The 12,197-nt window shown below is 43.3% G+C and carries 15 protein-coding genes; 5 read left to right on the top strand and 10 right to left on the bottom strand.

What is annotated here, in order from left to right:
• Window positions 1-22 precede the first annotated feature (22 nt).
• Entirely contained in the window at window positions 23-931 is a 909-nt protein-coding gene (locus B2866_RS09025) for a hydrogen peroxide-inducible genes activator (RefSeq protein ID WP_296193082.1), read from the bottom strand.
• Window positions 932-1,208: 277 nt separating this feature from the next.
• Between B2866_RS09025 and ahpC the strand changes: the two genes are divergently transcribed.
• Window positions 1,209-1,775 (top strand): alkyl hydroperoxide reductase subunit C, encoded by a 567-nt coding sequence (gene ahpC, locus B2866_RS09020; RefSeq protein ID WP_296193079.1) that lies wholly within the window; start codon window positions 1,209-1,211, stop codon window positions 1,773-1,775.
• Window positions 1,776-1,959: 184 nt separating this feature from the next.
• On the opposite strand, the gene B2866_RS09015 is transcribed toward ahpC, so the two are convergent.
• The gene (locus B2866_RS09015) at window positions 1,960-2,208 is read right to left on the bottom strand and encodes a YdcH family protein (protein WP_296193076.1); all 249 of its coding nucleotides are present in this window, start codon (window positions 2,206-2,208) and stop codon (window positions 1,960-1,962) included.
• A 523-nt stretch (window positions 2,209-2,731) separates the two neighbouring features.
• On the opposite strand from B2866_RS09015, the gene ahpF reads away from it, so the two are divergent.
• A complete protein-coding gene (gene ahpF / locus B2866_RS09010; RefSeq protein ID WP_296193072.1) occupies window positions 2,732-4,309 on the top strand; it encodes an alkyl hydroperoxide reductase subunit F in 1,578 nt (525 codons plus the stop codon).
• 64 nt (window positions 4,310-4,373) lie between these two features.
• Here the strand turns inward: ahpF and B2866_RS09005 are convergent, their stop codons facing one another.
• From B2866_RS09005 to B2866_RS08985, 5 genes are all read right to left on the bottom strand, one after another.
• Entirely contained in the window at window positions 4,374-5,231 is an 858-nt protein-coding gene (locus B2866_RS09005) for a bile acid:sodium symporter family protein (protein ID WP_296193069.1), read from the bottom strand.
• Between the two features lie 178 nt (window positions 5,232-5,409).
• Window positions 5,410-5,742 (bottom strand): TIGR01244 family sulfur transferase, encoded by a 333-nt coding sequence (locus tag B2866_RS09000; RefSeq protein WP_200661802.1) that lies wholly within the window; start codon window positions 5,740-5,742, stop codon window positions 5,410-5,412.
• 81 nt (window positions 5,743-5,823) lie between these two features.
• Window positions 5,824-6,150 (bottom strand): beta-lactamase hydrolase domain-containing protein, encoded by a 327-nt coding sequence (locus tag B2866_RS08995; protein WP_296193063.1) that lies wholly within the window; start codon window positions 6,148-6,150, stop codon window positions 5,824-5,826.
• 215 nt (window positions 6,151-6,365) lie between these two features.
• Window positions 6,366-8,075, bottom strand: coding sequence for a SulP family inorganic anion transporter (locus B2866_RS08990; protein ID WP_296193061.1), 1,710 nt, complete (start codon window positions 8,073-8,075; stop codon window positions 6,366-6,368).
• Between the two features lie 56 nt (window positions 8,076-8,131).
• Window positions 8,132-8,503 carry a metalloregulator ArsR/SmtB family transcription factor gene (locus tag B2866_RS08985; protein ID WP_313474222.1) on the bottom strand — a complete coding sequence of 124 codons (372 nt, stop codon included), beginning with the start codon at window positions 8,501-8,503 and terminating at the stop codon, window positions 8,132-8,134.
• 322 nt (window positions 8,504-8,825) lie between these two features.
• Here B2866_RS08985 and B2866_RS08980 point away from each other — a divergent pair, with 322 nt between their 5' ends.
• From B2866_RS08980 to trxC, 3 genes are all read left to right on the top strand, one after another.
• Entirely contained in the window at window positions 8,826-9,692 is an 867-nt protein-coding gene (locus B2866_RS08980; RefSeq protein ID WP_296193058.1) for an MBL fold metallo-hydrolase, read from the top strand.
• 164 nt (window positions 9,693-9,856) lie between these two features.
• Window positions 9,857-10,039, top strand: a complete 183-nt coding sequence (locus B2866_RS08975) for a YgaP family membrane protein (protein WP_296193053.1) — start codon at window positions 9,857-9,859, stop codon at window positions 10,037-10,039.
• A 101-nt stretch (window positions 10,040-10,140) separates the two neighbouring features.
• Complete coding sequence (trxC, locus tag B2866_RS08970) at window positions 10,141-10,578, top strand: thioredoxin TrxC (RefSeq protein WP_296193050.1); 438 nt, start codon at window positions 10,141-10,143, stop codon at window positions 10,576-10,578.
• A gap of 114 nt (window positions 10,579-10,692) precedes the next feature.
• Here trxC and B2866_RS08965 read toward each other — a convergent pair whose 3' ends face one another.
• From B2866_RS08965 to B2866_RS08955, 3 genes are all read right to left on the bottom strand, one after another.
• Window positions 10,693-11,094, bottom strand: coding sequence for a hypothetical protein (locus B2866_RS08965; protein ID WP_296193047.1), 402 nt, complete (start codon window positions 11,092-11,094; stop codon window positions 10,693-10,695).
• 95 nt (window positions 11,095-11,189) lie between these two features.
• Complete coding sequence (locus B2866_RS08960; protein ID WP_296193043.1) at window positions 11,190-11,549, bottom strand: SirB2 family protein; 360 nt, start codon at window positions 11,547-11,549, stop codon at window positions 11,190-11,192.
• Window positions 11,550-11,666: 117 nt separating this feature from the next.
• Entirely contained in the window at window positions 11,667-11,993 is a 327-nt protein-coding gene (locus tag B2866_RS08955; protein ID WP_296193042.1) for a BolA family protein, read from the bottom strand.
• Window positions 11,994-12,197: the final 204 nt, after the last annotated feature.

Below are 12,197 nucleotides of genomic sequence, written 5' to 3'. Positions count from 1 at the left end.
ACTGCAATCTATTGGCAAATGCTTACTTCTTACTAGCCGCATCTTCAAATGCTTGTTTAAAGAGTTTACCTAATAAATTAACATCATCAACGCGGGCATAGTTTAAGCGGGTGACAAAAGCAATATGACGATGCGGCCCTTTTTCTGCTAATGGTACTGCGACCGCATTTTGGTTTTGCAAATGCAGCTGATCGAGCGCCATTTCTGGCACCAAGGTCGTGCCCATATTGGCAAGCGCCATTTGTATTAGGGTGTTTAAGCTGGCATCAGAAAAGCTTGATTTCATTTGTGCGCGGTCGAAATGACAGACGGTCAAGGTTTGATCGGTCAGACAATGTCCTTCGCCAAGTAACATCAGATTGGCTGTTGCTAGCTCATCGGCGTTAATTTTTTCAAGCTTGGCATGGACGTCATCCTGTGGAAAGACAGCAAAGAAATCTTCCGCCCAAAACTCAAACGTATGCAAACCATCGACCGCATAAGGCAGTGCAATAATGGCCGTATCAATATGACCATAGCGCACTTGCTCAAGCAAACGCTCGGTTTGCTGCTCGATAACGGTCATCCGAAATTCAGGGTAGTGTTTGCGCAGAGCAGGCAGTACTTTTGGCAGCAGATACGGCGCAATCGTCGGAATGATACCAACCGTCATCGGGTACGCAAGCGGCGATTGATGGCTGTGCGCGCGCGTGGTCAAATCATTGACCTCCGAAAATATGCGCTGCGCCCGCGTCAAGATGTCCTCACCGATAGGCGTAATCAAAACTTGCTTATTATTACGCTCAAAAATCTGCGTATCTAATTGTTTTTCTAACTCGGCGATACCTAAACTTAGCGCCGATTGCGAAATATTGCAGTCTTCTGCCGCCCGTTTAAAGTGACGATGTTTGGCAACCGCTAAGGCAAACTCAAGTTGACGTAAGGTAATCATAAAACCTCTCTGTTAATGGGCTTTGGACGCTATTTGTCTTGGGCGTTTATCTTGTGTACTATAGCAATTTAATGCCGATGTTCGTATAAAAAAAGCCGTTAGAATAGTTTAACAAGTTTAATAAAACAAAACATCACATTAAAAACTTTTAACTGGATTAACCATAGAATTCGCGTATAGTTTGTCTTGTAACCCAGTTAATGAGCAGGTTAATCAAAACCTGCAACAATAAACAGCCATTCACTTAACAACAATCAATCAAAAAAAGGAGCCAATCATGGCGTCAATTATTAATCAAGAAATTCCAGAGTTTTCAGCAGAAGCGTTTGTAAATGGTGAATTCAAAACCATCACTTCAGAAGATGTAAAAGGCAATTGGGCCATCTTCCTATTTTACCCAGCTGACTTTACCTTTGTTTGCCCAACTGAACTTGAAGACATGGCAGCCCATTATGAAGAGCTTAAAGGCCTAGGCGTAGAAGTGTACTCAGTATCAACTGACACACATTTTACTCATAAAGCATGGCATGATTCTTCAGACGCTATCGGCAAAGTCACTTATCCAATGATCGGTGACCCAACTGGCCGTATTACGCGTGGCTTTAATGTCATGATCGAAGAAGCAGGTTTGGCAGAGCGTGGTACTTTCTTAGTAGACCCAGACGGTAAGATTCAAGTTGCTGAAATCCATGCAGGCGGCATCGGCCGTAGTGCAAAAGACATGCTACGTAAAGTAAAAGCGGCACAATACGTTCGTGACAACGACGGCGAAGTTTGCCCAGCAGCTTGGGAACAAGGTCAAGAAACCCTTAAACCAAGTCTAGATCTAGTAGGTAAAATCTAAGTCGTTATTTATTAGACTAAAGTTATTAGATCGAGATTTTAGTATTATTTGAAGCAGTATTTGCTGAATTGGTAATACGAAATAAAGTGTCAAAAAGAGACCCCGTTAACTTATGCTAACGGGGTCTTTTTTGTCTCATTTTTATAAGAATTTATAATATTTAACGCGATAAACGAGCGACTGGTTAAGCGTGAGATTGTATTTTATTCTTATCGATTATTTTATAAATCTCATCTTTTAAGTGCAGCTTTCGCTTTTTCATTTTTTCTATTTCTTCGTCACAGCTGGCGTGCGTCACCAAATCTTTATCGAGCTGATTGATTTGCTGATCAAGCTGGGTGTGCTCATCAAAAATGTTCGCAAAGTAGCTGTCTTTTTGTTTAAGCTCAGCAATAATTTCTCTGTTGTCTTGCCATGTATCAGTCTTTCTCATGTTGTCATCCTTGTTATGAAGCGCACGCTTATTAAAGCCATAGCGCATTTTAGTTAAGAGTGTTCTGATGAATTAATATGATTGTGAGACTTCATTGTTACCAAGCCAAATCGCAATTTAGCTCAATTTTGCACAGGCTTATTAGCAGCAGAAAGGACGTTTGCTCATGACCACTAGCAGTCAATCTGCCAAACGGTAAATAAGAGTTTTTCTTATTCGCCTCACTTGATTGTAGCGAAAAAATTTACCCGATACCATGACTGTCATGGATTTTCTTTTATCGGTCGTTTTAAAATTAATATACAATTCCTATTTATGATTTGTTTTATCAAACATAAAGTTTGAGTTTATCGGCTTGCGTGGCACCTCTAAAGCCTTGATAATAGACGTATCAAAGGTGATAAGTAGAGCGTTTATAGCGTTTATAGCGTTTCAAATCAGTTGTTTAACTTATTACCAAACCCTATTTAAATGTCCAGCGACATAGCTGACGTTACATATTCGATAATAATGAGGAACAAACATGATAGATCAAGGTTTATTAGATGCAGTCAAAAGCTATAGTGAAAACATGACCCGTCCCATTACCTTTGTATTGGGTAGTGGCGAACATAGCAAACGCGCTGAGCTGATTGATTTTTTGACTAAAATTGCTGGCACGACAGATAAAATTCATTTTGATGCAACGGCAACTGATGAGAGCTTACCAAGCCCAATTAGTTTTAAAGTCGTCAGCCATATCGGCGATGCATTGACCGATACGGGTATCGTTTTTAGTGGTATTCCGGGCGGCCATGAATTTACCTCGCTGATTTTGGCGATTTTGCAAGCAGGCGGGCATACGCTAAAACTGGATGAAGGTATTCAAAAGCTGATTAAGCGTTTTAATAAGCCGCTACAGTTTCAGACTTATGTATCGCTATCTTGCCATAGCTGTCCGGATGTCGTGCAGGCGCTGAACCAATTTGCGCTGCTCAACGATGACATCAGTAATGAGATGATTGATGGTGCCTTGTTTCAAGAGCAAGTCGAGGCCAATAACATCCAAGGTGTACCTGCGGTATTCTTAAATGGTAAACCGTTTGCCAATGGTAAAATCGATACGGCTAAATTGATTGAGAAGTTACAAGAGCAATTTCCTGATTTATTGAGCGAAGCCAGTGATGACGCTGAACAGTTAGAGCAGCAAGATGTGACGATTATTGGTGCAGGTCCGGCTGGCGTAGCGGCGGCGATTTATACCGCGCGTAAAGGCTTAAAAGTCACTATGGTCGCCGACCGTATCGGTGGACAAGTGAAAGACACGCAGGATATCGAAAACCTAATCTCTGTGCCTTTAACCACGGGTAGTGAGCTGTCAGCGAACTTCGAGAAACATTTGCACGAATATGACATTACGCTTAAAGAGCATGTCAGTGTCAAAGAAATCAGTGAAACTGAAGAAGAAAACTACCGTATCCATCTCAACACTGGTGAGACGTTTGAGACGCGCAGTATTATCTTAGCGACCGGAGCCCAGTGGCGTAAGCTTGGTGTTCCCGGTGAAGATGAAAACGTGGGTCAAGGCGTGGCTTACTGTGCACACTGCGATGGCCCATTCTTTAAAGGTAAAGATATCGCGGTCGTCGGCGGCGGTAACTCAGGTATCGAGGCGGCGCTAGATTTGGCAGGTATCGTTAAACACGTGACCGTCCTTGAATTTGCTGATGATTTAAAGGCTGACCAAGTACTGATTAATAAAGCCAAAGAAAAGAGCAATATTGATATTATTACTAGTGCTGCAACGCAAGAGATTAAAGCGCATGATGGTAAAGTGACTTCGCTCGTTTATCAAGATCGTAGCAGTAGTGAAACCAAAGAGCTCGATACTTCAGCAGTGTTTGTGCAAATTGGTTTGGTGCCAAATACTGAATTCGTTGAAGGCTTTGTAGATCTAAACCGCTTTGGCGAGATTGAAATTGACGAGCGCTGCCGCACCGACCGCAAAGGTATCTTTGCTTGTGGTGACGTCACGACCGTACCATTTAAGCAGATTAATATTGCGATGGGCGAAGGTTCAAAAGCCGCATTATCAGCGTTTGAATACTTGGTTATGCAGTAAGTTATCCCTACCGTTAGTGTTAAAAGCCATCTCAAATGAGATGGCTTTTTTTGTGCTTATACAATCAGTTTTTATTCCGAATCAACGCAATCACGGGCAGCGCAACCACATACATCAACACACCATATACCGCAGCAGGTAGAGCGATGACCGGTAATGTGCTGACCCCCATAATAATAGGCGCCAAGGTAATCGCAGTCGTGCTGTTTTGAATACTGGTTTCTATCGAGATGGTTTTGGTATCAAACCAGCTGAGATTCATGGCTTTAGAGGTCAAAATACTTAACGCAAACAAGATGACAATGATAAAGACCAACTCAAACCCAATAGATGCCAGTTGCTCTTGTAGTAATTGCCAGTTGGTCGCAATAGCAGCAAAGACGATTAAGACAAAAAATAGACTGGCTAAGCCATTTAGGATGCCGCTTCTACGTACCATAAAATCAGTAAATTTATAACGCGCGAGCATACCTAGGGTCACAGGTAAGGTAGTCAGTAAAAACATCACCACGCCGATTTTTAGTGCGCTGATAGAACCTGCCTGATCTTGCATAAAGTGATTAAAAGCCAGTGTAATTAAGATAGGCAGTGTCACCACTGATAACAGGCTAACTACGCCCGTGAGCGCCACTGACAGCGCCACGTTCCCTTTAGCATAGTAGGTGAGCATGTTGCTAGTCACGCCGCCTGGGCAAAAGCTAATCAGCATGATACCAAAGGCAATGGCAGGTGGTGGCGACATGAATAAGACGACCGCTAACGCCACTAAAGGCACAAAAATAATTTGGTTAACTAAGCCGACGATAAACGCCTTTGGGTGATTGACGATGACCTTAAAATCACTTAGCTTAAGCCCCGTTCCTAAGGTAAACATAATATAGGCAAGGGCAAGCGGCAATAAAGCCATTACGTTATTACTCATGAAACATTCCTTGTTAAATTGAAAGTCAGTTCAAATGATCTTTGCAAGTCGCTCACATTCCTTGTAGCACTAGTTTTTGTCATAGTGTTTTAAGTAGGGGCATAAACGTTATTTAGCCCATATATTAATATGGGCTAAATGATTGAATAGTCCGTTAAATTAATAAAACACTAAAGTATTAATCATCTAACAAATCCATACGCTTTGCCGCCTCATAAATACCCGTGGAGCGGTTACCGGTACGGCAAAAAATAAGTATTGGCTGCTCAGCTTGGTTAAAAAAGTCAGCAAATTCTTCCACATGGTTTTGATTGAGCTCGCTACCGGCAAAAGACACTTCTTTATAAGCAAGACCTGCTTTTTTAGCCGCGGCTTCAATCTCAGCACTGGTTGGTTGGTTTGGTTCTTCACCATCTGGACGGTTGTTAATAATGGTCTTAAAACCATTTTCAGCAATCATAGGTACTTGATCAGGGGTGATTTGTCCGGTAATACTCACTTCATGGCTCATAAGAGCTCCTTGTTATTTTTTAGCGTAAAAACGAAAATTTTGCGCTTAGATTAAAATATTTTAATAAAGCCTATCTGCTTTCTATAGCAAACCTTGCATCAGTGCACTTTGATAGAGCAATTTGGCGCGTGCACCCGTGCCGCAAAACATCAGGATGGGTTTTGGCATGCTGCGATAAAAGGCGGCAAACTGCTCGACAGTCGCCATGCTTAAACGCTCATCATCAAATGGTAAATGCTGATATTTAAGGTTGGCCTTTGCCGTCGCACTGGTAAAGTCACAGCTATTAGGCTGCGTCTCTGTCTCAGCGTCAGGTCGAATATTGAGCACAGAGCGGTAGCCAAGCTCGGCAATCTTGACGCATTGGCTTGGATAAATTTGTTTATAAATCGTTAAATCATCGGTCATAAGTTTTTCGGTCGCATATATTAAATGGCGTTAGATTTTCTGATGTTTCTAGAGACGATAAGTTTTAAATCTAATAGTAATTTAGCATAATACAGCTGTTATCGTATCTCTGTTTTGACATTGATGTTTTATAATTAAGGTTTTATCACTGATGTTTTGTCACGGACAATAACGGTCATGAATAATTTAACTTGAGTTGCATAAATACGGTGCTATCAAATCTCTTTAAGCGCATTGACCGCATCCATGGTGCTCAAATAAACCTGCCCTGATAGATGGGTTATGACCGGTGTATGCTCGATAATATCCATCACCGGTCCCTTAATAAAGCTAAAGCTTAAGTGCTTTTTTTGATTCAATAACTCTTGATTGAGGCTGATAAGCATCTCTTGTCCGGTCAAGTCAATATGATTGACCGCGGACATAATCAGGATAATTTCATGCGCGTTAGGATACTGCCGCGTCGCTTGTATGACGCTGCGATGCACGGATTCACTATTGCCAAAAAACAAGCTCTCATCGATACGCAGCATCAATAAATTGCTAAAGGTCACCACATCATGACGATTGATATTGCGAAAATGTCCCGTACCCGCTAGCTGACCAACGACGGCGACATGCGGTTTGCTCGATTGCCAAATAAGGCTGGCAAACGACACCATCAAACCGATGACTAAGCCCGTATTTAACCCAAATATCAGCACACCGATAAATGCCGCCAAAAAGCTTGCTGCATCTAAGCGGTCGCGTTGCCATGCTGACTTTAAGGTCGCCATATCAATGAGACCGACAATCGATGCCATGATGGTCGCGCCCAATAAAGCATAAGGCAGAGGTGCTAATAAATTGCCAAAAGCGATTAACGCCGCAATCATAACCAGCACAGTGACCAGGCTTGCGACCGGTGTTTTAGCGCCTGAGTCGGCATTAATGGCCGTTCTTGAAAAGCCGCCAGCGACCGTAAAGCTTTGAAAAAAGCCGCCCGCCATATTGGCCAGTCCCAGCCCAGTTAACTCACGATTGGCATCAAAGCTTTCACCGCGTAGGCGCGCATAGTTGCTGGCCACTGAGCTGCTTGAGACAAAGATAATCAACGCCATTAAACCTGCGCTCGGTAATAGATTGAGCGCTTCATGAAAATCTGGCAAGTAAGGCAGGGTAAAGCTAGGTAGCCCTTGCGGAATAGTGCCAATCGTTGCCACACCGTTTGTTGTCCAATGCAAACTCATGCTTAATACAATGGCAAGAGTAAGCAAAATAAGCGGGAATAGACGCTCAGCCCATTTGGCATAAGAGGCTGATAGCCAAGAGCGCCAGACCCATTTGCTCGCATAACGGTTGGCAAACAACAGTGTAAAAGCCATAACACCGATAACCAAGGTTAGCGGATGCAGCTGGCGAGCGTACATTTGCATACTCGATAAATAACCGATGAGGCCATTACCGGCAATAGGAATCCCTGTCAGATATTTAAGCTGACTGACAAAAATCAGTACCGCCGCGCCACTGATAAAACCTGCCGATACACCGCGACTGATAAACTGCATAATCCAGCCAAGCTTCAGCCGGCCCGCCAGCCATAACATCGTCCCAACCATCAATGACAGTAAACTGGCCATTAATATATATTGCTGCGTGCCATCATTGGCATAAGGATGCAAACTGCTTGCCGTCATAATCGCAGTGATGGCGACAGGCCCTACGGCTTGTACATTACTTGAGCCTATCCACGCATATACCAACACGGGTACGATAGCCGCATAGAGTCCATAGACAGGCGGCAGCCCCGCTAGCACGGCATAGCCTAGGCTTTGTGGAATGACAAGTACGCCAACCACCAAGCCTGCGATGATGTCAGTCGGCAGGGCAGACAGCTGATACTGACGTAACCAAGCAGGAATCAGACGGGCAGCGATAGAAGGCATAGCGATATGTCATCACGATAAAGAAAGTTAAAAATAATTAAAAACCAAACAAGCAGTTAGGCATCTGTTTTGGCACAAAAGCGTTCATACAATAACTGCAATACCGATAATGCATCCTCACTTGCGATACTATAGTAGATTTGCTTACCTTCACGGCGGGTCGTCACCAGCTCGTCTTTACGCAAGATACCTAGCTGCTGCGATAAACTTGGCTGACCGACACCGACCAAGCCCTCAAGCTCACTGACACAGTATTCACCTTGTGTCAGCTGACATAAAAGTAATAAGCGGTCAGGATGCGAGAGCGATTTTAATAACTGGCTGGCTTGCATGGAAGCTTGTTGCATTTGCTCTGCAAGGTCTTTGGGCGCAAAGTCTGCGACGTTGGCAGATGCAGGCTTGCCAGTGGGGGTGGTGGTTGTGCTCAATGCTGAAGTTGAAGTAGTCAGAGCGAGCTCCTTATAAAAGATGTAAATAGAAAAAGCAGAGTTTATAGATAAGTTATGGATATATATAGTTAATTATCAATGATATTACGATTTATAGCAAGTTATCATTATTTACATTATATAAATTGATAAAATGTATAATGATTGCTATAGTATTGGTATTGACAGGCAAAGCATAGGTAATAGAGGTAGCATTAGAGATAGATACTATAAATTAGCAGCAAATGCCATAAGTAAGCGCCCATTATACGGAACAATATCTTAAAAATTAAAACATTCATATACAAGTAAAGGGGTAGCCATGCAAGTTCATTCTTTCTTACATAGCGACACAGAGACTTACACCCACGTACTGGCTGATGTGCAGCAGCAAGTGTGTGCCATTATCGATCCTGTTTTGGATTTCGATGCCAAGTCAGGACGTACGGATACCGCTAGTGTCGATAAGGTAATAGCGTTCGTGCGTGAGCAGGGTTGGGCGCTGGTTTATATTATAGAAACCCATGCTCATGCCGACCATATATCAGCTGCTATCCATGTAAAAGATGAGCTTGGCGGTAAACTGGTCATCGGGCAATATATCACCGAAGTGCAAAAAATATTTAAGCAAATTTTTAACTTTGATAGCAGCTTTCGTACCGATGCCAGCCAGTTTGATATCTTGACCGACGATGGCGATACCTTGATGCTTGGTAACATTACGATTACTGCCATGTATGTGCCCGGCCATACGCGCGCGGATATGGCGTATCTTGCCGCTGACGATGAAAAAACCGTGGTCTTTGTCGGTGATACGCTATTTGCTCCCGATGTGGGTACGGCGCGCTGTGACTTTCCGGGAGGAGACGCCAAAACCCTGTATCAGTCTATCCAAAAACTGCTGGCACTTCCTGATGAGACCCTGATGTATCTGTGTCATGACTATCCAAGTCAAGGTCGCAAGCATTGCCCAACCACGACGGTAGCAGCGCAAAAGCTCGGTAATATTCATGTTAAAGACGGCATTAATGAAGCCGAGTTTGTCGAGATGCGTGAGCGCCGCGATGCCAACTTAGAGATGCCGCGGCTCATTATCCCGTCAGTACAACTCAATATTGATGCTGGTCAATTTCCAAAACCAGAAGACAATGGCACCCGTTATCTAAAAGTACCGATTAATGCGCTTTAGTAACTAGGGCGTGTCCTCAATATACAAATAGAGCAGAAAGTTACGCAGGCACAATACCAGTAGCAGCCATCATAATGCTAATCTGTAAGATGAAATGAGAAATATGGTGAGATAAAAAGATGGCTGTTTTTTAGGATCAATTAATAATAACTGAGGATTTAGCCATGGAAATTAACGTTGGAAGTACTGAGCGTTTACTACGTATTATCGTTGGTTTGGTCATTATCGGCTTGGGGCTTTATTTCCAAAGTTGGTGGGGCGTAGTCGGTCTAATCCCCCTGCTAACTGGGCTATTCCGTTTTTGTCCGTTATATAAAATGCTTGGGATGAACACGTGTAAGCGCTAAATAATGATTAATTTTTATCGTAATAAATGCATAAATATCAAGCATAGGCGCTTTGCTAAGACGAGTGCCAATTCCAGTGCTAATGATAAAGGAGTTCTATAATGAGTGAGCAAAACTCTCATCTGGTCTGTCCGCACTGCAGTGCCACCAATCGTATACCTGCAGCACGCCTGAATTCAGCACCGAACTGCGGCAAATGTGGTCAACCATTATTAACGGCAAGTCCGCATGAGCTAAACGCCCAAACGGTTAGTAAAGTCATTCAAAAAAACGAGGTGTTGACCATCGTTGATTTTTGGGCGAGTTGGTGTCAGCCGTGTCTAATGATGGCACCGCAGTTTAAAGCCGCAGCCAGTCAGCTGCCGCAAGTGGTGTTTGCTAAGATACAAACCGATAAATACGAGCAAGCGGCGGCACCTTATAATATTCGTAGCTTGCCGACGATGGTGGCCTTTAAAAATGGTAAAGAAATCGCGCGACAGTCTGGAGCATTACCGAGCGATCAAATCGTGCAGTGGGTGAGAAGCTTAAACTCTTAATCTGAGACTGAGTTACTGCTCGTCATGATTACAAACCAAAAAGCCAATATGCGTAAGCGTATTGGCTTTTTGGTTTGTAAACGACTTTCAAAACTATGAAACAGGTATGAATGATTACTCACCATAAATCTTAATACCATTGGCAAAGCTACAGCGCTGGATACGAGCAGATTGGATAATGGCATCACGCTCACCATAGAGGCGAGATAATTTGGTATCACGAGCTTTGGTGTTGTTACTTTTACCCACGCCAAAGCTGATATTAGGCGAGATACCCCAACGTCCAGCGGAAACCCCAACGCCGACACCTGAGGCGGCTATGGTAGATTGCTCATTGCGTGCCGCATCGACATAGCGATTGACACGGCTATATTCTTGGCTTAGTGCTTGGCAGTCATAACTTTGGTAGGCGCTTGGTGGTACGTATTGCGGGGTAATGTTACCCGTTGAGGCGCAGCCCGAGAGAGCAAAAACGCCAGCTGTTGCGAGTAGTGTTGCTGCAGTGAGAGTTTTCATAGTGGCTCCATAAGGCGACGTTGAGAGGTTGATATTGGTTTAAGATAGCAAAAAAAATGTGATTAAGATATTGAAAAATATATCGTTTAACGCCCTTAAAACAAATTACCCGGCTTGGTAAAGGCGAGTACCAAGATACCAATATAGGCGATACCCGCGATCAAAATGCCCGTTTTTCTTTGGCTAGGCGTAGCTTTATCATTAAAGGCTTTAATACTGGCACTGAGTGCTGCAACCAACAAGATAACTTTAGCAAATACCCACTGTACTGGCGCATTAACACTCATGAGTTGCACCAGCATGCCAGCCCCTGAAATAATAATAACGGCATAGAGAATATGGGTCGATATTTTTACCGCAAATGGCGGCTTTTTGTTTGCACTTAATACCACATAGCTTTGGTATAAAAACAGCGCAATCAACAGAACGGCCATGAGCATATGTAGGTGTTTCATTGGATAGGGTTTCCTTTAAAGGTGCCGTTTGCCAGCTTATCTATAGTATTTAACGATAACGTTCAATGTCAGTTTTTACAATTCGTTGCTTAACAATAGCGACCAAAAAACTGTCATCTAGCCTTTATTTTGTCCAGCACATAGTGGGCTATCAGGGCTTTGGCCTTGCCACTCTGTTGGCGTATAAGCATGGATGGCCAAGGCATGGATTTGACCACCTTGTGAGGTCAAAAGCGGATTTGCTAGATTGTACACGAGTTGATGACGCGCCACCAAGCGTTTGCCTTCAAAGGCATCACTGACAATGGTCAGTTTAAAATGGCTTTCTTTACCGTCAAAATAACCGGCATGGTTCATTGATTCATTCACCAGTTCAATATGCTGTGCTTGCAGGGCTTGCAGTTCATTATTTAGGGCGTCTGCAGTCGGCGTATGAGTTGTCATAGTAATCCTCGTTATTGTAATGCTTGGCCTTTTAAATGGCTGATGGCGTTCATTATAGCAGACCCTGATATTTATGCTGCAATGCCCTCTATACAAGTGCCACGATACGTTAGTTATGCGCATAAAAAAGCAGAGCGCAATCTTATTGTGCTCTGCTTTTATCGTTTATTATTTACTATGGATACCCCACTCTCAACTTCGAAA

The organism is Psychrobacter sp. UBA3483 (assembly GCF_002377905.1).
Classification (GTDB): domain Bacteria; phylum Pseudomonadota; class Gammaproteobacteria; order Pseudomonadales; family Moraxellaceae; genus Psychrobacter.
Note: the sequence above shows the minus strand (reverse complement) of the source record. Positions and strands in the feature narration are given on the sequence as shown.

What these genes read in the sequence shown, in the direction of transcription:
- B2866_RS09025 (WP_296193082.1), bottom strand. Translation starts at nt 931, where the DNA reads ATGATTACCTTACGTCAACTTGAGTTTGCCTTAGCGGTTGCCAAACAT.
- ahpC (WP_296193079.1), top strand. Translation starts at nt 1,209, where the DNA reads ATGGCGTCAATTATTAATCAAGAAATTCCAGAGTTTTCAGCAGAAGCG.
- B2866_RS09015 (WP_296193076.1), bottom strand. Translation starts at nt 2,208, where the DNA reads ATGAGAAAGACTGATACATGGCAAGACAACAGAGAAATTATTGCTGAG.
- ahpF (WP_296193072.1), top strand. Translation starts at nt 2,732, where the DNA reads ATGATAGATCAAGGTTTATTAGATGCAGTCAAAAGCTATAGTGAAAAC.
- B2866_RS09005 (WP_296193069.1), bottom strand. Translation starts at nt 5,231, where the DNA reads ATGAGTAATAACGTAATGGCTTTATTGCCGCTTGCCCTTGCCTATATT.
- B2866_RS09000 (WP_200661802.1), bottom strand. Translation starts at nt 5,742, where the DNA reads ATGAGCCATGAAGTGAGTATTACCGGACAAATCACCCCTGATCAAGTA.
- B2866_RS08995 (WP_296193063.1), bottom strand. Translation starts at nt 6,150, where the DNA reads ATGACCGATGATTTAACGATTTATAAACAAATTTATCCAAGCCAATGC.
- B2866_RS08990 (WP_296193061.1), bottom strand. Translation starts at nt 8,075, where the DNA reads ATGCCTTCTATCGCTGCCCGTCTGATTCCTGCTTGGTTACGTCAGTAT.
- B2866_RS08980 (WP_296193058.1), top strand. Translation starts at nt 8,826, where the DNA reads ATGCAAGTTCATTCTTTCTTACATAGCGACACAGAGACTTACACCCAC.
- B2866_RS08975 (WP_296193053.1), top strand. Translation starts at nt 9,857, where the DNA reads ATGGAAATTAACGTTGGAAGTACTGAGCGTTTACTACGTATTATCGTT.
- trxC (WP_296193050.1), top strand. Translation starts at nt 10,141, where the DNA reads ATGAGTGAGCAAAACTCTCATCTGGTCTGTCCGCACTGCAGTGCCACC.
- B2866_RS08965 (WP_296193047.1), bottom strand. Translation starts at nt 11,094, where the DNA reads ATGAAAACTCTCACTGCAGCAACACTACTCGCAACAGCTGGCGTTTTT.
- B2866_RS08960 (WP_296193043.1), bottom strand. Translation starts at nt 11,549, where the DNA reads ATGAAACACCTACATATGCTCATGGCCGTTCTGTTGATTGCGCTGTTT.
- B2866_RS08955 (WP_296193042.1), bottom strand. Translation starts at nt 11,993, where the DNA reads ATGACAACTCATACGCCGACTGCAGACGCCCTAAATAATGAACTGCAA.